Annotated in this window: 17 protein-coding genes; 9 read left to right on the plus strand and 8 right to left on the minus strand. The window is 44.8% G+C overall.

Annotated features, from left to right (window positions below):
• Positions 1-96: 96 nt before the first annotated feature.
• From ric to prmA, 4 genes are all read right to left on the minus strand, one after another.
• Positions 97-813 carry an iron-sulfur cluster repair di-iron protein gene (gene ric, locus FS373_RS29645; RefSeq protein ID WP_152831320.1) on the minus strand — a complete coding sequence of 239 codons (717 nt, stop codon included), beginning with the start codon at positions 811-813 and terminating at the stop codon, positions 97-99.
• Positions 814-1,005: 192 nt separating this feature from the next.
• A complete protein-coding gene (fis, locus tag FS373_RS29650; RefSeq protein WP_005496187.1) occupies positions 1,006-1,311 on the minus strand; it encodes a DNA-binding transcriptional regulator Fis in 306 nt (101 codons plus the stop codon).
• An 18-nt stretch (positions 1,312-1,329) separates the two neighbouring features.
• On the minus strand, positions 1,330-2,298 hold the full coding sequence (gene dusB, locus FS373_RS29655; protein ID WP_152831322.1) for a tRNA dihydrouridine synthase DusB: 969 nt from the start codon (positions 2,296-2,298) through the stop codon (positions 1,330-1,332).
• A 149-nt stretch (positions 2,299-2,447) separates the two neighbouring features.
• On the minus strand, positions 2,448-3,329 hold the full coding sequence (prmA, locus tag FS373_RS29660) for a 50S ribosomal protein L11 methyltransferase (RefSeq protein ID WP_152831324.1): 882 nt from the start codon (positions 3,327-3,329) through the stop codon (positions 2,448-2,450).
• A gap of 407 nt (positions 3,330-3,736) precedes the next feature.
• Here prmA and FS373_RS29665 point away from each other — a divergent pair, with 407 nt between their 5' ends.
• The 5 genes from FS373_RS29665 to FS373_RS29685 all read left to right on the plus strand — a co-directional run bounded on the left by FS373_RS29665 (position 3,737) and on the right by FS373_RS29685 (position 9,479).
• A complete protein-coding gene (locus tag FS373_RS29665; protein ID WP_144048232.1) occupies positions 3,737-4,468 on the plus strand; it encodes a fumarate reductase cytochrome b subunit in 732 nt (243 codons plus the stop codon).
• 142 nt (positions 4,469-4,610) lie between these two features.
• Positions 4,611-5,339, plus strand: a complete 729-nt coding sequence (locus tag FS373_RS29670) for a fumarate reductase cytochrome b subunit (protein ID WP_152831326.1) — start codon at positions 4,611-4,613, stop codon at positions 5,337-5,339.
• 366 nt (positions 5,340-5,705) lie between these two features.
• On the plus strand, positions 5,706-7,721 hold the full coding sequence (locus FS373_RS29675) for a fumarate reductase flavoprotein subunit (RefSeq protein WP_144048231.1): 2,016 nt from the start codon (positions 5,706-5,708) through the stop codon (positions 7,719-7,721).
• Positions 7,718-8,461 (plus strand): fumarate reductase iron-sulfur subunit, encoded by a 744-nt coding sequence (locus FS373_RS29680; RefSeq protein ID WP_152831328.1) that lies wholly within the window; start codon positions 7,718-7,720, stop codon positions 8,459-8,461. The genes FS373_RS29675 and FS373_RS29680 overlap by 4 nt, the downstream gene beginning before the upstream one ends.
• Positions 8,462-8,576: 115 nt before the next feature.
• Complete coding sequence (locus FS373_RS29685; RefSeq protein ID WP_152831330.1) at positions 8,577-9,479, plus strand: LysR family transcriptional regulator; 903 nt, start codon at positions 8,577-8,579, stop codon at positions 9,477-9,479.
• Between the two features lie 165 nt (positions 9,480-9,644).
• Here the strand turns inward: FS373_RS29685 and rho are convergent, their stop codons facing one another.
• Positions 9,645-10,913: a transcription termination factor Rho gene (rho, locus tag FS373_RS29690; RefSeq protein ID WP_144048229.1), complete on the minus strand. Its 1,269-nt coding sequence runs from the start codon at positions 10,911-10,913 to the stop codon at positions 9,645-9,647.
• A 307-nt stretch (positions 10,914-11,220) separates the two neighbouring features.
• Complete coding sequence (gene trxA / locus FS373_RS29695) at positions 11,221-11,547, minus strand: thioredoxin TrxA (RefSeq protein WP_144048228.1); 327 nt, start codon at positions 11,545-11,547, stop codon at positions 11,221-11,223.
• Between the two features lie 175 nt (positions 11,548-11,722).
• Here trxA and rhlB point away from each other — a divergent pair, with 175 nt between their 5' ends.
• From rhlB to FS373_RS29715, 4 genes are all read left to right on the plus strand, one after another.
• Complete coding sequence (gene rhlB, locus FS373_RS29700; protein ID WP_144048227.1) at positions 11,723-13,039, plus strand: ATP-dependent RNA helicase RhlB; 1,317 nt, start codon at positions 11,723-11,725, stop codon at positions 13,037-13,039.
• A gap of 15 nt (positions 13,040-13,054) precedes the next feature.
• On the plus strand, positions 13,055-13,966 hold the full coding sequence (locus FS373_RS29705) for an exopolyphosphatase (protein ID WP_144048226.1): 912 nt from the start codon (positions 13,055-13,057) through the stop codon (positions 13,964-13,966).
• Positions 13,967-14,486: 520 nt separating this feature from the next.
• Positions 14,487-17,492 carry a TonB-dependent receptor gene (locus tag FS373_RS29710; RefSeq protein ID WP_152831332.1) on the plus strand — a complete coding sequence of 1,002 codons (3,006 nt, stop codon included), beginning with the start codon at positions 14,487-14,489 and terminating at the stop codon, positions 17,490-17,492.
• Between the two features lie 472 nt (positions 17,493-17,964).
• Positions 17,965-20,655: a TonB-dependent receptor domain-containing protein gene (locus FS373_RS29715; RefSeq protein ID WP_152831333.1), complete on the plus strand. Its 2,691-nt coding sequence runs from the start codon at positions 17,965-17,967 to the stop codon at positions 20,653-20,655.
• Between the two features lie 78 nt (positions 20,656-20,733).
• On the opposite strand, the gene FS373_RS29720 is transcribed toward FS373_RS29715, so the two are convergent.
• On the minus strand, positions 20,734-21,270 hold the full coding sequence (locus FS373_RS29720; RefSeq protein ID WP_144048224.1) for a thioredoxin family protein: 537 nt from the start codon (positions 21,268-21,270) through the stop codon (positions 20,734-20,736).
• A gap of 310 nt (positions 21,271-21,580) precedes the next feature.
• Entirely contained in the window at positions 21,581-22,177 is a 597-nt protein-coding gene (locus tag FS373_RS29725) for an OmpA family protein (protein ID WP_152831335.1), read from the minus strand.

Consider the following 22,177-nt stretch of genomic DNA (forward strand, 5'->3'; position numbering starts at 1 on the left):
CCGTCACGGAAAAGGCCAGCAGCATTTGCTACTGGCCTGATAAAACCGTCAACCTATTTCAGGACGGGACACTATTTTTAGTTATACCGATTGGTATTATTCAGACTGGGCTAGAGCCTTCGGAAACAAGATATTGTTTTCCAGATGAATATGCTGTTTCAAGTCAGCCTCAAACTCCGCCAGAGTGGCATAGCAGACACGCCAGGTGGTACAGGCATGCTCAGGTGGTTGGAAGTGATTAGTGAGCTCATGGAGCTTTTCCAGCATCTGAATAGCTTCATCATGCTCATGTTCCATGGCATTGATAGGATTGCCTATGTGACCGAAGCAGGCGTCAACAGATTCTCCGGCAGCCATGGCCCTGATTGCGGGGAATAAAATCTTCTCCTCCTTCATTAAGTGAGGCACCAGATCTTCGATTAATGCCTGAACCCAGCCAGAAAATGGCTTTATTTCCGGATAATTTTCGCCATGGGCGCGTACCATCTTCTGGCTGTATTCGAGCAGGAGTGGGGCTTTTTCTCTCACGTAGGTATGATGCGTATCTTCGATATAGTCGATCAGCTTATCGATGGCTAGTTGATTGAGTGTATCTTCCTTAGGACCCGATGTGTCTATGGCGGCCAGCGCGGCTTCTACCTCGGCTAAGTCTGCACCAGATTTGTCACAGGCCGAGGCGAGTGAACGTCCGCCACCGCAACAGAAATCGATATCGAATTGACTGAATATATGCGCGGCGCGAAAATCATCCGCCACTAACTTTCCGACGCGCTGCTGGGATAGTGTGAGATCCGATTGAGAAGTTGTGCTCATACCTGCTCCAAAGCTGTAAATTATTTATACCTTTAGTGGGGATGTTATTTGGCACTCAGCTTATGGACAAGTAAAACTTGACTAAATTAGTCAGGAATAGACCTTTTTATGATGTAGATTAAACTTAGGTGAAAAATCAGACATAAAAAAACCAGCCGAAGCTGGTTTTTTTATTTAGTAAGGAAAGAACGATTAGTTCATGCCATACTTTTTCAATTTTTTACGCAGAGTGCCACGGTTGATACCCAGCATGTTCGCAGCGCGAGTCTGGTTACCGCGAGTGTGCTGCATGATGATATCTAGCAGAGGAGCTTCAACTTCGCTCAACACCATTTCATATACTTCTTCAGCTTCTTGTCCGTCCATCTGAGCGAAAAAGTTTGTTACAGCGCGCTTTACAGCGTCACGTAGTAACTGAGGCTTAATAGTACCGTTAGCTGTTTCGATTTTGCCAACTGTAAGCTGATGAGTTTCTGTGTTAGTAGTCTGATCAAACATTCGTATTCTGCTCTTTAATTAATTCTGTGCAATTTCATCAAAATAGCGTTCCACCATGGAACATTGTTTTTCAACAGTCTCCAGCCGATTAAACTCGGCACGGAATGGACGCTGTTCTTCCTGGTCCAAATACCATCCAACATGCTTTCTAGCAAAACGGATGCCCTTATACTCACCATACAGTTCATATAAGTTTTCAAGATGTTCCAGCATCACAAGACGCTTTTCATCCATCTCAACAGGCGCTAGCTTGTTACCCGTATCCAGGTAATGTTGGATTTCTCGGAAAATCCAAGGCCGTCCCTGGGCACCTCGTCCTATCATGAGAGCATCGACACCGGTATGATCGAGCACGTATCGTGCCTTCTCTGGGGTGACAATATCTCCATTAGCAATAACTGGGATCGAGATATTCTGTTTAATAGCCTTAATCGTGTCGTATTCGGCGTCGCCTTTATACATGCACTGCCGGGTTCGGCCGTGAACGGCCAATGAGGCAATGCCACAATCTTCGGCTATCTGGGCGATTTGAACACCATTCCTGTGCTCTGGAGCCCAACCGGTTCGAATCTTCAGTGTCACAGGTACATCGACTGCGGCTACCACGGCCTGTAAAATTGCTTTTACCTGCACGGGGTTTTGCAGCAGAGCTGAACCCGCTAGCTTCTTATTCACTTTCTTAGCAGGACAACCCATATTGATATCGATGATCTGTGCTCCCTGTTGTACGTTGACAACAGCGGCATTGGCCATCAATTCAGGATCGGCGCCTGCGATTTGCACTGAGCGTATCCCATTCTCACCAGCATGACTCATGCGCTGGCGGCTCTTATCTGTGTCCCAAACATCGGGATTAGATGAAAGCATCTCTGAAACCGCCATGGCAGCACCATAACGAACACAAAGATTTCTAAAGGGTTGGTCTGTGACACCTGCCATTGGTGCCACGATCAGCTGATTTTTCAGTTGATAGGGTCCAATCTGCATTCTCAACATACCTGCGCTTCAAAGGGGCGCTATAGTACGTCTTTTTTGAGTCGGTGAAAAGGTCAATAAATGACCTAGATGAAACTTTTTTTCTTGACTTTTGCGAGCTGAGAATAGTTAGGCGGAACAAGGTGTGCTGCTCAATACAGCTATTTACGTATTCCTGTCAAGCGACTCCATTCTTCTTTGTGAGCCGGCTCATCCATATCGAACCATTCGGTGTAAAATTCAGCAACTTCATCGGCTTGTTCTTTTAACAGGCCTGACAGTGCTAATTGACCACCAGGTTTTACTTTTTCAGCAATTAATGGGGCTAATTCACGTAGTGGCCCCGCAAGTATGTTGGCAACCAAGATATCGGCCTTAAGATCCTGCGGTTGATCTTCCGGAAGGTAGAGGCTGATCTGATCCAATACGTCATTGCGCTCGGCGTTGGCCTTCGAAGCTTCGATTGCCTGATAATCAATGTCGATTCCAGTGACTTTTTTAGCACCTAATTTTAGCGCCGCGACGGCTAAGATGCCTGAGCCGCAACCGAAGTCGATGACCTCTTTATCGGTTAACTCCAGTCCATCTAACCATTCGAGACATAAAGCGGTAGTCGGGTGAGTACCTGTACCGAATGCTAAGCCTGGATCTAATATCACGTTAACCGCTTGGGGATCTGGGATTTCACGCCAACTAGGACAGATCCAGAGTCGTTTGCCGAATTGAATTGGGTGGAAGTTATCCATCCATTCACGTTCCCAATCTTTGTCTTCGACCTGCTCGATCTTATAACTAAAATCGGTACCTAAATAAGGCACTAATTTTAGTTGCTCAACGAGGATAATAAGATCTCTATCGGCTTCGAATAACGCAGTCAGTACGGTGTGACTCCAAAGTGGTGTTTCACCCAAGGTTGGTTCGTAAATGGGGGTATCTTTACCATCTTCTAGGGTAATAGATAGTGAACCTTCTTCCATCAGCAGATCGCTTAATGCATCTGCGTGTTGGCTATCGGTATCAATTTTCAGTTGGATCCAAGGCATGGAATCGTCTCGTTACTTGTAAAATTGCGGCTATTGTATACCCAAGCCTGCATGTATTGCGAGTTTCAAAGCAATGTAGGGGCTGAGTCTGGCTAGGTAAACATACAAAGCGATCATAAGTGATGAATCCAGGTGTTTATTGGTGAGTAATTAGTTGCGCTATTACTTATCTTGCTGAAATGAATATAAATGTACCATTGATTGTCTCGTTTGAATGCTTGTCGTAACCAATTGAATTAAAGTGGTTAATTGGTCTTACCTCTGTTTGCTCACTTAGCCATTGTTTGTGACAGGCATCAAATACTCAGACTTAATCTAGTGAGTTAAATCACGAAATGTCTAGGGCACATCTCACATCAATGATCTTCCTGCTAGAGTGTAAATCCCGACAATAGGCAGATAAGAACATGACTGTGAGAACTCTATTACCCGCATCTAGTATTTTAGGTATCGGCGGACATCCTTGGTCTGCGAAAGCCGATAAAATTCAAAGTGCCACAGGTATCTTGTTGGGCTGTTTCTTATTAGCACATCTACACTTCGAATCGAGTATTTTGCTGGGTAAAGAAGCGTTTTATCAGGTGGTGCAAATACTGGAAGGCGGCATGTTTAGCGAAACGGGCCATGGTTTTCCTATTGTTACTAAAATATTTTCAATTTTCATTTTGCTGGTTGTGATCCTACATGCGGCGGTTGCGCTGCGTCGTTTCCCTGCGCAAATTGGCCAGTGGCGAGCACTTCGCAGGCACATGAATGTCATCAAGCACAAAGATAGTCATGCCTGGTTCTGGCAACTTGTTACCGGCTTTATCTTATTTTTCTTAGCCCCAGTACACATATTTACCATGATCACCAATCCTGAAATTGGTCCTCACTTATCTGCTGAACGTGTTTATCACGCCAATGCCTGGTTGCTCTATGCCTTGTTGCTTCCTGCTGTGGTTATCCATGCCATGATTGGTTTGTACCGTGTTGCAGTGAAGTGGGGGATAACCGCTAACCGATCAGGTTTAAGAAAGCTGGCAAAAGTCATGATTATTTACCTGATTACTATCGGTGTACTTAGTTTAGTTTCATATATTTACATAGGTAGCGGTTTATCTTTGCCTATAGAACCTTATGTCCCAACTGGCCATTAGTCTTGATTAGATAAGGATATCCTTGATTATTTAGAGCTGAATTGATCTACCTCACTGTAATTGAGTGATTTGTGGGCGACATTATCATTACCCTTTATAAGGTTTTTAGATCATGTAGCAACTCAACATTCAGTGAGGACATATGACTATTAATGATTCTGCAATCGCAGAAAGTACGACAAATACAATAACGACAACAAGTACAAAAATTAAGACGCAAGGAAGACGATGGACTGCCTGGCTCGATATCAGTCAGAGCCTTTCTGGTGTGATTTTAACGTTGTTCTTATGGACGCATTTAGTCTTGGTTTCATCCATCTTACTCGGTGGCGATGCGATGAGCTGGGTTGCAGGTTTGATGGAACTGAGTTTTTTGAGCAGCGACGGCCATGGCTATCCTTGGATAGTTTCGCTTATTGCCATAGGGATTGGTGCGTTAGCTTTCATTCATGTCTTGGTAGCACTGCAAAAATTACCGCTGAGTTTAAAGCAGCAGCTAGCGCTTAGAAAGCAGATGAGCGCCATCAAGCATGGTGATACTCAGCTTTGGGTGTGGCAGGCCATTACCGGTGTCATTATCTTTGTCTTACTGCCGGTGCACCTTTGGCTTATCGGCTCGGCGCCAGCAACCATAGGCCCATCGGGCTCGGCGAGCAGGATCTGGAACGATGGGGTTTGGCTCTTATATCTGCCGTTGTTGTTGAGTGTTGAATTACATGCCGCCATCGGTATTTACCGGGTAGCGATAAAGTGGGGGGTGGCCAGAGACTTGAATACCCGCGCACGTATGAAAAAGATAAAAAATATCATTAGTGTCATCTTTGTTTTGATTGGATTGGCATCATTATTGGCTTTTTTACCCTATGCATAATTGTAAGAGAAGGTCCGAGTTCCTAGGGGGGAGACCCTAGGGCAATTGGATGATGCAGAGTTGTAGGACTGGCTTTAGCCGGGAGGGAATAAACCCATGAACATCGGGGCTAAAGCACCCTCCTACAGGGGAGAGAATACACCCATGAATATCGGGGTTAAAGCACCCTCCTACAGGAAAGATGCTGCTAGCGCTATCGGGGCCTAGTCCTTCGAATAGGCGTAGCCGTCCGCGTAGCGATAGGCCGAAGGCCGTCGTCTTAGCTTTAACCTTCAGCTCTTATTACTTTGAACTTACGGCTTAAAACTTAGAACTTACGGCTTAAAACTTAAAAAACCAGAACCCTAGGCTTTAAAAGGAGCAAGTGTGAAACTGATATATACCGATTCTTTAGTGGTTGGAGCCGGATTGGCTGGCTTACGAGTTGCCATCGCCTCCAAGGAGCGCGGACTCGATACTCTAGTGCTTTCTCTCATTCCTGCTAAGCGGTCACATTCCGCTGCAGCGCAAGGGGGCATGCAAGCGAGTCTGGGTAATACCGTGAAAGGAATGGGTGATGATGAAGATATTCATTTTCAGGATACGGTAAAGGGTTCCGACTGGGGTTGCGATCAGGATGTCGCGCGTATGTTTGCTCACTGTGCCCCAAAGGCTGTAAGAGAGCTGGCAAACTGGGGCGTACCTTGGACTCGGATCACAGAAGGCCCAAGACAGGTCGTGGTGAATGCGGAAAAGGTCACCATAGAAGAGGCCAAAGAAGCTCATGGTTTGATCAACGCCCGCGACTTCGGTGGTACTAAGAAATGGCGTACCTGTTATACCGCAGATGGTACCGGACATTCCTTGCTTTATGCGGTCGATAACAAGGCAATTTCGATGGATATTCCTGTCCATGAACGTGTCGAAGCTTTGGCAATCATTCATGATGGTAAGCGTTGTCACGGTGTTGTAGCACGCTGCCTGGTAACCGGAGAGCTAAGAGCCTATATCGGCAAATCGACCACTATTGCTACTGGCGGTTACGGCAGGATTTATGAAGTATCGACCAATGCCATCATCTGCGAAGGCATCGGCCAGGCGCTCGCCTTGGAAACTGGCGTTGCCAAACTTGGCAATATGGAAGCGGTACAGTTCCATCCGACTGCCATCGTGCCTGTTGGCATTCTGACGACCGAAGGTTGTCGCGGTGACGGTGGCTTGCTAAGAGATAAAGATGGCCATAGGTTTATGCCGGATTACGAGCCTGAGAAGAAAGAACTGGCTTCCCGTGATGTGGTTTCTCGTCGCATGACTGAGCATATGCGTAAGGGCAAGGGGGTTGATAGTCCCTATGGTCCGCATTTGTGGCTCGATATTACGCTTCTTGGTCGTAAACATGTTGAAACTAATCTGCGTGAAGTGAAAGAGATATGTGAGAATTTCCTGGGGATTGACCCTGCTAAGGAGTGGATCCCGGTTCGCCCGACTCAACATTATTCTATGGGAGGGATTCGTACCGATAAAACGGGTCAAAATCCTCAACTCAAAGGCTTGTTTAGTGTCGGTGAGGCTGCGTGCTGGGACATGCATGGCTTCAATCGACTAGGTGGTAACTCGCTGGCGGAAACCGTCGTCGGTGGCATGATTATCGGTAAATATGTTGCCGATTTCTGTCAAGAAAATAGCTTAGAGATCGATACAAATCTCGCTGAGTCGTTTGTTGATAAGGTACGCGACGAAATTGATGATCTGATTGAAGGCGGTGGAACAGAGAGCCCGTTTGTGCTCAGGAAAGAGATGCAAAGGATCATGATGGATTATGTGGGTATTTTCCGCAATGGTATTGAACTCGATAAAGCGGTTTCTGAGCTCCAAGGGCTACTGGAACGCTCGCGTGATATTGGCCTTAAATGTAGCAAGCGTCATGCCAATCCTGAATTGGTCGAAGCGCTTAGGGTGAAGCGCATGATTAAAGTTGCACTCACTGTGGCATGCGGCGCGGCCGCACGTACAGAAAGCCGCGGTGCCCACGCTCGAGAAGACTTCCCCCAAAGAAACGATAAAGACTGGTTGAATAGAACGCTTTCGAGCTGGCCTGATGAGAATGCACTCTCGCCAGAGCTGAGTTATGAGCAGCTGGATGTGATGAAGATGGAGCTGCCCCCTGGGTATCGAGGATACGGTATCGACAATGCTATTACTCATCCTGATACAGAAAAGCGGGAGCAGGAGATCGCCGACATCATCAGCGAGCTTGGAGAAGATGCCGATCGTTATCAGAGGCAAAATGCAATTATGCCCTACGAAGTTCCCAAGGCTCTACAGCCTAAAAATGAACGCTTAAGTGATAACTTGACCGAAAGCGGCGAGTGTGTGGAAAAAGTGGGAGAAACAGTTGAATGAGCCAAATAGAGACTAAGGGTCGTACCTTAACATTTAATATCTTCAGATATGATCCACAAGAAGTGGGTGATAAGCCCAAGATGGTGAAGTATCAAATTGAAGAGACGCCTGGCATGACAGTGTTTATCGCGCTGAACATGCTACGTGAGCATCAAGATACCTCTCTGCAGTTTGATTTTGTCTGTCGTGCAGGTATTTGTGGTAGTTGCGCCATGGTGATCAATGGCTTTCCGACTCTGGCATGTCGAACCTTGACCAAGAATTACCCCAAAGGGGAAATAACCTTGATGCCTCTGCCTGGCTTCGAGCTGATAGGCGATCTCTCGGTGAACACCGGCAAGTTTATGCGTGAACTAGCTGAACGACTTAAGCTTTGGCTACACCCAATGAGTGAAGATGCCGACGTTCATAGGCTCGAAATACCTATGTCTCCGCAAGAGGCGGCTAAACTCTATGAGCTTGAGCGCTGCGTCGAATGTGGTGTCTGTGTATCTGCTTGTGCCACTAAGCAGATGCGAGAGACCTTTGTCGGCGCTGTGGGCATGATGAAGCTGGCCAGATTCGAGCTCGATAGTCGAGATAGTCGCAGTACAGAAGATTTTTATCATGTCATAGGTAACCAGGATGGTGTGTTTGGCTGCATGACCCTACTCGGTTGTCAGGATAATTGTCCCAAGGACTTGCCCCATATGCAGCAGATAGCGTATTTGCGCCGTAAGATGGCAATGGCTCAGTTTTAGTTTCCTGCATACTCTGTCTAGCCCCAAAGCCTGCTTCAAGCAGGCTTTCTTTTTTGTCGAAGAGCCGATAGCATCGGTGAAGTGGAAGCTGAAAAACTTACTTTGAGAAAGACGAATGCAAATAAACGATCTTATGCTTTTTGTTCGGGTTGCCGACTGCGGTAGCATTACCGCGGCTGCGACTGAGCTGGAACTCTCTCCTGCAGCGGCCAGCGCCGCGTTGAAACGACTGGAGAAGCAACTCGAAACCAGTTTATTTATTCGAAGCACGCGGAGCCTCAGGCTGACGGATACGGGCGAGCGTTATCTGATCCATTGTCGCAGGGCGTTGGCGGATTTGAGTTTAGGACAGCAGGCTATCGATGATGTGAAAGAGAAAATCTCAGGCGTCGTCAGTCTGGCTGTGCCTTCCGATACTGGGCGAACCGTATTACTTCCCTGGCTCGATGACTTCATGGATGAATATCCCCAGCTTAAATTCAGGCTGCATATTGGTGATACCCTCTCAGATTTTTATCATGACAAGATAGATGTCGCACTTCGTATAGGTACGCCAAAGGACTCCTCCTTAGTCGCATTTCAGATAGCTAAGGTGAAGAGGCTGTTGTGTGCCTCCCCGGAATATATTGCTAAACATGGTGAGATCACATCTATCGAGCAACTATCAGATCATAACTGCTTGTTCTTTATGTTAGATGAGCGAACTCATGACCAGTGGCGCTTCACTAAAAATGGCCGTGAGTTTAAGGTGAGAGTCACAGGTAATCGAACCTGTAATGACGCCGAAGTTGCACGTCGTTGGGCCGTGGCAGGCAAGGGGGTCGTATATAAATCTGCTTTGGATCTTGGTGAAGATATATTAAGGGGAAGACTCGTCCCTATGCTGAAGGATTTTGAGGGAGAGGGTGCTGACCTCTATCTGGTTTGCCCGGGAAGAGAGCATGTCACACCGGTTATTCTCTTGCTTAGAGATATGCTTAGAGCAAGGTGTAAGCTGCGATTAGATATGAGGGGCTAGAATCTAGTTCCTAGGTAGATTTTCACAACTCTTATGACAAGAGTGCATGGAAAATAGACATAACTCTTATTACAAGAAGTCCAGACATAAAAAAGCCGCAACGAGTGCGGCTTTTTTATTGTTAGTTCTAATCGCTATGTCTTACAAGAAATAGAGGAAAAGGGATTAGCCTTTACCACCGCCTCTCATTGCGTTGAAGAACTCTTCGTTAGTCTTGGTTAAGGCTAACTTGTCGATAAGGAACTCCATGCCTGTGACTTCATCCATAGGATTAAGGATCTTACGTAGGATCCACATCTTCTGCAGCTCTTCAGGCGTCGTGAGTTTCTCTTCACGACGAGTACCAGAGCGATTGAAATCGATAGCTGGGAAGACACGCTTTTCGGCAGCTTTACGGGACAGGTGTAACTCTTGGTTACCGGTACCTTTAAACTCTTCGTAGATAACTTCATCCATCTTAGAGCCAGTATCGACAAGTGCCGTTGCTATGATGGTTAAGCTGCCACCATGTTCGATGTTACGTGCCGCACCGAAGAAACGCTTAGGACGGTGCAGGGCGTTGGCATCGACACCACCGGTAAGAACTTTACCCGATGATGGAATAACTGTGTTGTATGCACGAGCAAGACGAGTGATCGAATCCAGCAGAATGACCACGTCTTTCTTATGCTCAACCAGACGTTTGGCTTTTTCGATAACCATCTCGGCTACCTGTACATGACGGCTGGCTGGCTCATCGAAGGTTGAAGCTATGACTTCACCTTTAACCATGCGCTGCATCTCGGTAACTTCTTCCGGACGCTCATCGATAAGTAGCACCATCAATACCACATCCGGGTTATTGTGAGTGATGCTTTGAGCCATGTTCTGTAGCAATAATGTCTTACCAGCCTTTGGCGGCGCAACAATCAGGCCACGTTGACCCTTACCTATAGGTGAACATAGATCGAGAATTCTTGAAGTAATATCTTCGGTCGAACCATTACCACGTTCCATACGCAGGCGCTCTTCGGCATGCAGTGGGGTCAGGTTTTCGAATAAGATTTTGTTGCGGGAGTTTTCAGGCTTGTCATAGTTGACTTCAGATACTTTCAGCAGCGCAAAATAACGCTCACCCTCTTTTGGAGGTCTGATCTTACCGAAGATGGTATCACCGGTTCGCATGCTGAAGCGACGGATCTGACTCGGAGACACATAGATGTCATCTGGGCCGGCAAGGTAAGAAGCATCTCCGCTACGAAGGAAACCAAATCCATCCTGCAGAATTTCGAGTACACCACCACCAAAGATATCTTCACCGCTTTTGGCGTGGGCTTTTAGGATTGAAAATATGATGTCCTGCTTACGAGCACGGGCGGTATTTTCAACTTTCATCTCTTGGGCTAGCTTTACTAAGTCTGAAATCGACGTGTCTTTTAATTCTGATAAATTCATCTTGGTGGGTCTTTTTATGCGAGGTAATGCTATTTGTGATCAAGCGATCATAGAGTGTGTAAGTACAATGTGAATGTTGAACGAATAGCTAGATGTGGGTTAATAGAAAGTGTCTGGTTATTAAAGTAGCACTATAGCGACTGTGCGTCTAGGATTTTAGTATAACCTGACACAATTTAATAAATAACCTGTGTCAGGTATCACTATATCCCCAGTATCTGCCGCCATTTCACACTTTTCGTATCCGTTTACGTACAGACGGCATACAGCTGGGCTGCCTATATTCTGGGTATAGGCTTTACGCCATTTATAGTTGAGCGTCGATAAACTCTTTTAATTGAGTCTTAGACAGTGCGCCAACTTTAGTGCCTGCCAATTCGCCGTTCTTGAAAATAAGTAGTGTAGGGATACCACGAACACCATACTTAGCTGGAGATACGCTGTTTTGATCGACATTGAGTTTAGCTATAGTGACTTTACCTGCATAGTCTTCGGCTACGTCATCTAAGATTGGCGCAATCATTTTACAAGGGCCACACCACTCAGCCCAAAAATCTACTACTACAGGTAGTTCTGATTTTATTACGTCATTTTCGAAGCTGTCGTCACTTAATTGTACTATCTTGTCGCTCATGATGTTCTCCAGTTAGGGTGCCATCGCTGGTTTGTTAATGGCTTAACCTGTATATTGGGTCTGAAAAATAACTTTTCAAGGTAATTTTAATAACCTTTAAAAGTACTTTTTATAATTAGTCGCTATTTCAAACGATTGAGTTTCTTATTGCAACCCCAACTGGTATGCTGCCGCTATGAGCGAAACACATTTATCTAATCAGAAGTTTGCCGACTTTTCCCTTCATGAAGGGATAAAAACAGCACTTAACGAGAGCGGCTTTGAATTTTGCACGCCTATTCAAGCAGCATCATTACCGATCCTTTTGCAGAAAAAAGATATCGCGGGTCAAGCACAGACTGGAACAGGAAAGACTTTGGCTTTCCTTGTGGCGACTTTTGAACATCTGCTAACCACTCCTATTCCTGAAGGTCGTCAGCTAAATCAGCCGCGCGCTATGATCATGGCGCCGACTCGTGAGCTGGCTATCCAAATCGCAAAAGATGCGACGCTATTGGCAAAACATACCGGTTTGAAAGTCGGTATTGTCTATGGTGGTGAAAGCTATGAAGTTCAGCGTAAGGTGCTAGACAAGGGTATCGATATACTTATCGGTACCACGGGACGTATTATCGATTACGTCCGTCAGGGCATCATTAATCTGAGCGCGATTCAAGCTGTTGTGCTAGATGAAGCCGATCGTATGTTCGATCTTGGCTTTATTAAAGATATACGCTTTCTATTTAGACGTATGCCAGATGCTAAGTCGCGTCTGAACATGCTGTTCTCTGCAACCCTTTCTATGAAGGTGCAGGAGCTGGCTTATGATCATATGAATGAGCCTGAAAAAGTCGTTATCGCGCCGAACGAAAAAACCTCTAAGAACATTAAGGAAGAGATCTTTTATCCATCTATGGATGAGAAGATGCGTCTCCTGTTGTCACTTATTGAAGAAGACTGGCCAGAGAAGGCGATCGTTTTCTCTAATACCAAGCACAGCTGCGAAAATGTCTGGTCTTGGTTATCGGGTGACGGTCATCGTGTTGGCTTGCTTACTGGTGATGTGCCACAGAAGAAACGTATTCGTATTCTTGAACAGTTCACAACCGGTGAGCTGGACTTCTTAGTTGCTACCGATGTAGCGGCTCGTGGTCTGCATATCTCTGATGTATCCCATGTATACAACTACGATCTTCCCGATGACTGTGAAGATTACGTTCATCGTATTGGTCGTACCGGTCGTGCGGGTAAGAAAGGTGTATCTATTAGTTTTGCCTGTGAAGAATATGCATTGAATCTACCGGCGATTGAAGAGTATATTACTCACTCGATACCTGTGTCTAACTATGACAATACTGCGCTGCTTGAAGATATTCCAGCACCGATTAGAGTTCATAGAAAGCATAACAGCCGTCCTCAAGGACGGGGTGGTTCGGGTCGTTCTAATGGAAGTCGAAATGGTAATCGTAACAGCGCACCTCGCCGTCACGATAAGACCCGCAGACATTCATAAAACTCGTATTAGAAGATGACAACACCTCGCTATGCGGCTATTACCTTAGGTTCTAATAGTTTTAATATGCTGGTCGCCGAAACAGTGGTAGGCCAGCCCAAAATTATTGCTAAGTACAAGCGTAAAGTACGTCTAGCCGAAGGGATACAGGACAATGGTTCCCTGAGTGAAGAGGTGCTCTTGCGTGGACTGGACTGCTTGTCCATGTTTGCCGAGATGCTCGAGAAAGAGGGCGTCAATAGTGAGAATATCGCGGTGATCGCGACAGCGACTCTACGAAATATAGCCAATTCTGATGAATTTTGTCACCGAGCCTTACCCATCTTAGGTCATCCCATAGAAATTATCACTGGCATGCGTGAAGCCGAGCTGATCTATCAAGGCATGGTGGCCACGACTTGTGGCGAGGGTCGGCGCTTAGTTATTGATATTGGCGGGGCTAGTACCGAATTTATTATCGGTGATGGCGATAAAGTGTTATTGAAAAACAGTCTACCTATGGGCTGTGTCACCTTCAACGAGCACTTCTTTAATTCATTTCCACTGCAAGAGCTAGACTTCGAAGATGCTAAGTCCCAGGTTAAAAATACACTGGGTGCGCATTTAACAGAACTAAAAACGTTAGGCTGGCACTGCGTCGTTGGTGCATCTGGTAGCGTTCAATCTGTTGTTGAGCTTTTGAGCCATAGAAACCAATCGACTAGCATTACACCTGATGTGCTTAACAGCCTAAAACAAGAAGTACTGGCGCAGCCAGATCTGTCGATGGCAGAGATCGCTGGTTTAAACCATGAGAGAGCACCGACTTTTGCCGCTGGGATCTCTATTTTACTTGCCTTGTTTGAACTCCTTAACATAGAGAAATTAAACCTATCTGGCGGCGCACTCCGTGAAGGCGTGCTACAAACCTTAGCTAATCGCATCTAGATAAAACCTTCTATAAGTGTGCCGTTAACTCAAACTTCCTAACTTCCTAACTTCCTAACTTCCTAACTTCCTAACTTCCTAACTTCCTAACTTCCTAACTTCCTAACTTCCTAACTTCCTAACTTCCTGATTCATTCATTTACGCTTCGTTTCTGATATATGTCAGTCTACTTTTGTGTCGCGCCATAATTAGCCCCCACTCCTTTTCTTATCTCCTTTTTTGAAACAAAACAGAAACAAATTAGTTAAAAAAACCATAGCGGATATAAAAAAACATACTATCCACCAGTTTGTTAAGTTTATTAACAATTATCATCTTCAAAAACTCGAACAAGCTAAATATATCACTGAGATCGATCTTCAAATGGCCTATTTACGGGACTCTTGTGTATATTGTAGATTGTATAAAATAAGCTGGTCGTGTTATCGTTTTGTTGCGCTTGGTTCACTTTGTACCCAAATCAACTAATAATATTTCTGCTAAGCGCGTATTCAGAGAAGGTTTAAGGGAGAATAAATTATGTCTGGAAGTAACGTGCTTAAGCGATTTACACCAAGAAAAACACTTGCAGCGATTGCTGTAGGTTCTGTATTGATGATGTCGGCTCCGGCGGCTATGGCTGCTGATACCAGTGTTGTTAAGGGTCACATCATTAATAGTGATGGCACAAAGATTGAGAATGCTACTATCACTTTGAAACATAAGACTAAAGGTCTTGTATATACCGTAGAAACTAACGAAAAGGGTGATTACTTCTTACGTAATGTCCCTGTTGGTGATTATGATATCAGCATCACTAAAGATGGATTTACTAAGACTCAAGAGTCAGGTGTCAGGGTAAGAATTGGCCAGCCAGTCATTCTGGATGGTCAATTAATGGCTGTTGGTCTTGATAATGTCGAACGTATATCTGTCACCGGCAGTATGATCCGCCGTGTCGATATGGGGTCGTCAACTTCAGGTGTGACTTTCAGTCAAGATGAGCTCAACACCATGCCTGTTGATGCTGGTTTTGAAAATATTGCCTTGTTAGCGCCGGGTACTGCAGCCGCTGGTGGATCTTCATTTAATAACGCATCAAGTTTTGGCGGGTCTTCATCAGCCGAAAACGCCTATTACCTTAATGGTCTGAATATCACGGCAATTCGAACTGGCCTAGGTGCAATGAGAATGCCTTGGGAGGCTATTTCTCAGACTCAAATTAAGACAGGAGCAATTGATCCTGAGTTTGGTGGCGCAATTGGTGGTGTTATTAATGCCGTATCTAAGTCGGGTGACAATGAATTTCATTTTGGCGCCGAGGGTCGTTGGGATCCATCTTCTCTTCGTGCAACACAAGACTCTGTCTATCAAGCCGATGGCACTATTGATGAGTACGGAAATACTCAACAAGATAGCGAGGAATATAAGTATATCAAGCTTTGGGCTAGTGGTGCCATCATAGAAGATAAGCTGTTTTATTACGGCTTATATGAGCCTAATCAAGAAGATTACAGTATCGCGGGTCAAAATGTTTACGCAGAAACAGAACGAAAATCTAATCGTTGGTTCGCCAAATTAGACTGGTACGTGAGTGAAGATCACTCTATCGGCTTTATGGCAATGAATAACAAGCGTACTTGGACTAAGACTAATTACTCTTATGATTGGGAAACTAATCAAATTGGTGAGCAAGAGGGTATTGCAGCTCCTGGTGAGGATGGTGGTAGTTTATACAGTCTTAATTATAACGGCTATATCACAGATGATTTCTCTGTGTCAGCTGTAATAGGTCGAGTTAACGAAGACGTTGAAAACCGTGTCGCATCAACAAATCCTAGCGTAGTTGATAAACGAAATGGTTACATAGTTTTAAGTCAGCATACGAATGACAAAGTTGTTGAAGAGCATTACCAAAGAGATCAAGCTCGTATCGACTTTAACTGGGATCTAGAAGACCATGCCATTAGTTTTGGTGTTGATTATAGCAGTGTGTCGGTAGACTTTAGTGAAGACCAAAATGGTATCGGTGAGGCTCAAGGCTGGTGGAATATCAAAACTGCTGGTGAAAATGATAGATCTGGCGTAGCAGAAGGTGAGGATTTTGTCGAACGTCGTCGTCGTTCAACATTTGCTAATAATGATTCTGAAGTCACTTCTTTAGCTTACTATATTAATGACTCTTGGCAGGCAACGGATAATTTAGTGATTAATGCCGGTGTTCGAGTCAATAACTTTAAGAATACGGTCTCAGATGGTCGTAGCTATGTCGAATTTGATAATCAAATAGCGCCAAGATTACAGGCTATTTATGATATTTATGGCGATGGTAGCTCAAAGGTATTTGCTACTTATGGCCGTTATTTCCAGCCAGTATCTGTCAACATGAACATCAAGCAAGGTGGCTCTCAGCGAGAAGTGTATGATTATTACGAACTAGATCAACTCGATAGCGATGGTCATCCCATCATTACCGCCGATGGCTCTCCAAGCCGAGGTGTTAATACTCGTGACACCTTCGTTAACCAACAAGGTATTACCGATCCAGGTTTAATCGCTTCTTCGTCATTGAAGTCAATGTACTCCGATGAGTTTACCGTCGGTTATCAGCAGGAAGTATTTGAGACTATGTCGGCTGGCGCAAGAGTGATCTGGCGTGACCTTGGTCGCGGGGTTGAAGATACCGATGTCGAACCGATTCTAAGCAAGAAGTTAGCTGAGCTTGGCATCGAAGATAATGTAGGTCAAAATTCTTATTATGTTCTACAAAATCCAGGTGACGCGGTGACCTTGAGCTATGATTTCGATGGCGATGGTAAAGTGGATAATGTGACGCTTTCACCAGAAGAGATGGCGTTAGATTCGATGCAACGTCATTATCTGGCACTCGAGTTAACTTTAGATGGGCAAGTGACTGATGATCTGCGTATCAACTCTTCTTACACCTTGTCTCATAACTGGGGTAATACAGAAGGGCTGGTTAAAACAGATAATGATCAGGCCGATCCAGGTTGGACTACCTCATATGACTATGGCGACCTAATGGATCATGGTTATGGTGATCTGCCCAACGATCACACCCATGTATTCAAGTTCAATGGTGCCTATAATATTACCGATGAATTGATTCTTGGTTTTGTTGCTAGTGTAAGTTCGGGTCGCCCGCAAAACTATTTCTCAGTACACCCCGAAGGTGTAGATAGCTGTGCACCGGGTAACCCATGGGATGCATGTATCAGTCAATATTACGGCCATGCGAGTCATTATGATGAAAATGGTGACCCATCACCACGTGGTACAGCTGGTAACCTATCTTGGGTGACAAACTTAGATCTGTCGCTAACTTATATGACTGATCTCTTCGATGGTGACTTCAGCGTTAAAGGCACTGTTTATAATGTGTTTAACACAGATACAGCCACTAATATTAACGAAGAGCGTACCGCTTATGGCGAAGATGGTTTGATGTTAAACCCTAACTACGGTATGACAACCGATCGCCAAGAGGAAAGATTCTTCTCTCTCGTAGCTCGTTATCAGTTCTAAAGCATTAAATTGAGCCAAAAGGCCGCATTCGCGGCCTTTTTTATTATCACAATTGTTAAATATTTTCCTTCATTTTAGTCTTTATTCCATTTAGACATATTTAGATACTTTTTATACCTACTGCATTTATAGTGACTTTTAGCCACTTACAGATGATTTCTTTAGCGCTAGCTGATTGTAAAAGGTTAGGCTTTTTTGTTCAGCAAAGCCAATAATTCACTGCTTTCAACTGATTAACCCTCCGTCATTAGTCACTTCTTATCAGAATTACCCAAGCTTTAGTGAGTTGCATAAATACTCTAAAACTCTGCATTAATCCAACTTTCGCCTTGCAATGATATATTGCATACAAAATACATTATGTGATACAAATGTTGTTGCCATGTTTTGTTGTTGTTTGCTTTTTGGTTTCTGCAATCAAAGTTGACTGAGCATAGGACCTATAAAAAATATATTCTTGGGAGATGGAAGTATGAAATTTAATAAAGTTGCTAAGCTAGTCAGCTTGGCTTGTGGTGGAGTCGTAGCACTTTCAGCACCCGTATATGCTGTAGAAAATGATGAAGATACTGTAGAGCGTATCGAAGTTACCGGTTCACGCCTCAAGCGTGTCGATATGGAAGGCGCAAGCCCGGTAACCACTATTACCGCTGAAGATATGGCCAACGCTGGTTTCTCAACCGTGGGTGATGCTTTGCGCGCTTCAACATTGAACTCATTTGGTTCTTACGGCGGAACATCGAACAACAGCTGGTCTTCTCAAGCGACGATTCAGCTTAAAGGTGCCGCAGCCAGTCACACACTGACGCTGCTCGATGGTAAGCGCATGGCCAAGTCGCCTGTATTGGGTGGCGGCGCAACTAACATCAACACTATTCCAACGGCGGCAGTTGAGCGTATCGAGATCTTATCCGACGGCGCCTCTGCGATTTATGGTACCGATGCTATTGCTGGTGTTATTAACATTATCTTGAAGAAAGACTTTGAAGGTGTCGAAGTTAAAGTTCGCGCCGAAGAGCCGGATGCCGATGGCGGCGGTGATAATCACTCTGCTTCTTTCACTGGTGGCCTGAGTTCAGATAAAGGTAACTTGATGTTCACTATTGAGCATTTTAAGAAGTCAGGCATTACCTTTGCTGAACGTCCTTATACTGCTGCCCACGTAAAAGATGGACAAGATCCGAGTGATTATAGAAGTTGGATTGGTTTAAGCCAAACCGGTCGTACACTAGACATGGGGCCAAATGGCGGCTGGGAATATCAAACTCCGTTTACCAATTCTGACTTAAACTGTGCCGATGTTTATGGTGATAACTTCACCGGTCCACTGGGTGATAGTAAATATGCTGGCGAGACTTCTTGTGCCTATGACTATACAAAAGCTGCCTATAATGATGTCGATCAAGAGCGTACATCTACACTACTGTCGTATTCTTATGAGCTGAGTGAAGATATTCAGCTTACTGCGCGTGCCTACTGGGCATCAAATAAGACCACTGATATTTCGGCGCCAATTCCTGGTTATATCAGCTTCCCACAAGCTATGCCTGCTTACACTACTGCGGAAGGGCTAGACTTACGTGCTGTACCTGAAGGCGGCGCTATGCTATATCGTTTCGATACCGCTGGAAACCGCGTTCGTGAAAGTACCGATAGTATCTATGATTTCTTAGTCGGTCTCGATGGTACAACAGATAGCTTCGATTGGAATGCGTCAGTTTCGTACAACAAGTATGACGTATTTAAGTGGGGAACAGGCTATCAACTAAAAGGCGCGACTACTGATTTAGTTGGTGCCTGGGATGATGATACAAATTCATTTGAAGGTTGGGATCCACGAGATCCAAACTCAGAAATGCCTAGCGGTGCAACGGCTAACTCAGATGCTCGTCTGACTAGTAGTGCATTAGAAATCGATGGTGGTCTTAGTTTCGAGCTGTTTGAACTTGCAGGTGGAGCTACTGGTCTGTATGTCGGCGCGGCCTACCGCGAAGAGAAGCTAGATTCACAAGTTGATGCCCTCGATGAGGCGGGTTTAATTGCTGGTGGTAGTGGTGGAGCCGGTGGTAGCGGTGAGCGAGATGTCAAAGCCGTATTTATGGAGATGGCTTTCCCTGTTTTGGATAACTTAGAGGTTAATCTTGCTGCTCGTTATGATGAGTACTCTGACTTTGGCGGCACGTTTAACCCACAAGTTTCTGTTCGCTATAATGTGTTAGAACCTTTGTTACTACGCGCATCTTGGGGTACAGGTTTTAGAGCACCAACTTTGGAAGATCTAAATCAATCTACCAGTGTTGGTTATAACGATGTGACTAACTACCTTAAGTGTTATGAAGATGGCTTGGGCATCGATGGTTGTGATATCGAAGACAATGTACCTGTCTCTGTTGGTCGTAATGAAAACTTAGGTCCAGAAGAGTCTGAAAGCTATAACATAGGCATGGTATGGGATATTACCGATAGCATAAATATGTCGGTAGATTATTGGTCACTTGAGACTGAAGGTCTCATCTCGACGCTTGTCGATAGTGAGATCACTCGTACTCAGGCAGAGCTTTGGGAAGCGGCCGATGCAGCTGCTCAGCCTCGCCCCGATGTCAGTGTTATCTATCCTGGTACATCTGTATCTCAAAATGGTGCGGGTAAGCTGACTGGTATGACTAACGTTTTGCAAAACATTGGTCTGAGTGAGCGCCAAGGTGTTGATACTAAGTTTGCATCAACCTTTGAAACTGAAATGGGTGACTTTAAGCTAGGCCTTGCCTGGTCTCACTACATTAAGTACACAGATTCAAGCCCTGAAGGTGGCGTGCAGACCATGTCTCGCAACTGGAGTGGTACCGAGGACTATCCGGATGATCGGGTAAACTTTACCGCTAACTACTTAGTGGGCGATCATAGCTTGTTCTATCAAGCGGATTATATCGATCACCAGTCTACTGGTGACAAGAATGATAATGGTTCTAACTACCAAATTGATTCGATCGTATACCACACACTAAGTTATTCATACACTATGCCTTGGAACAACACTATCTCTGCGGGTATTAACAACCTGACCGATGAAGATCCAAGATTCGATGCTGGTGGTGATTATGAGTCAAGTATCTATGACATCATAGGCCGCTCTTACTGGGTGTCATTTAGTCAATCATTCTAATTTTGATTAGCTAACTAGATATTTTAAAATGTAAAAAGGCACTCATCGAGTGCCTTTCTTTTTTAATTCTAAATTAGATTAGTTTAGAATTTTAGCCAAATCGATCTCTAATGAAACTTCTGGACGTTCTACTATTCGGCCAATCTCTTCGCCTTTTTGCATCACGATGAAAGTAGGGATACGGCTAAACTCATATTGGGCAGCTAAGCCTTCTGGATCTGTCTTAGTGCGATCTATGCCGATATAAGTCACCTTAATGTTCGGGTTATTCAGCTCTTCCATGATACGGATGAAACGCGGTGTCTCACGATGACAATCCGGGCACCAAGTGCCAATAATCACAATGATTTCAGTTGGAACCTTGAGTGACTTAAGTGGAGTTATCGCCGCTGTATCTACCTGATACTCTTTATAGCCTTCAGTAAAGTCATCGAGTTCGGTGACCAATGTTTGTGCTGCTACTAATCCGGTTAATATCACTTCTTGTTTCTCCTCGCTGCATGTGGCGATAAAGCCATCTTGCTCATCTTCGAATGCACAGCCACTGCTTGCCAGAGTCTGGCAGCTAAAAAAGAGGGCTGTAGTGGCAAGTAATGCCTTGATGTTCTGATTCATGATAATACCTCAGGCTCGGGGGAAATGACTAGCTTCGTTTGATACGAGCTTTAAGGCTATTTAAGCATTTAGTGGTAGTGGGGAGAAGAATGACACTGAATAATGCTTGGTTAGATCACATCTTAATATCGTATTTAGCGGCGTCGATCACAAAAGTCATCACTAAGAGATCTAGTGGTGGTAGAGCTAGGGGGATGGCTAGAGGCGTTCTATATTTGGAGGGATAATATCTTTAGTAATGTATAAGAAATAGCTCCAAACTTATCTCATATTGGCTGAGGTGTCTGGAGCTCGCTGCAGCTGTCGAATATTATCTATTTTTTTTCTCAGAGGTGAAGATATTCCACATCATCTGGGTGCCCGATTCTTGCCACTGAGCTACGGCAATCAGTCTGTGTTCTCTTCCTGAGATAGATGTCGGCGTTCGGTCGCTCTGATCATAGGTTTGGCTGATAATACTCTGAGTCGGAAAGCCTATCTCTTTAGCAATATCGTGTATGGTATCTACGCGGCGTTGAGCCAGGGCATGGTTATAACTGTCGCTACCTTCCGGACTGGTATCGCCTATGAGCACTAGTTTAGCTTCAGGTAAATTCATCAACTTGTGTAACAGCTCAGTGATCTTGTCGACTTCATTCTTTGATAGATGTGAACTGTCGAAATTGAACATGATCACCTTAGTTCTTTCTATAACTTGATTGAGATTTTTGGGGCAGCCATCATTAGTAATCATGGCGCCAGTTGTGGTTTGCCCGCAATTGTCTCTGGCATTGATCACGCCGTCATTATCTGTGTCTAATAGATCTCTGCTTTGAGCTTGAGCCGCATAAGGTTCAGCTGTTTGAGCGCAGCCCGTTACTAAGCCCAGAGTCAGTGCGATAAGCAAACCTGTTATTGTATTGTTCAT

The sequence above is a fragment of the Shewanella sp. YLB-07 genome (assembly GCF_009377275.1).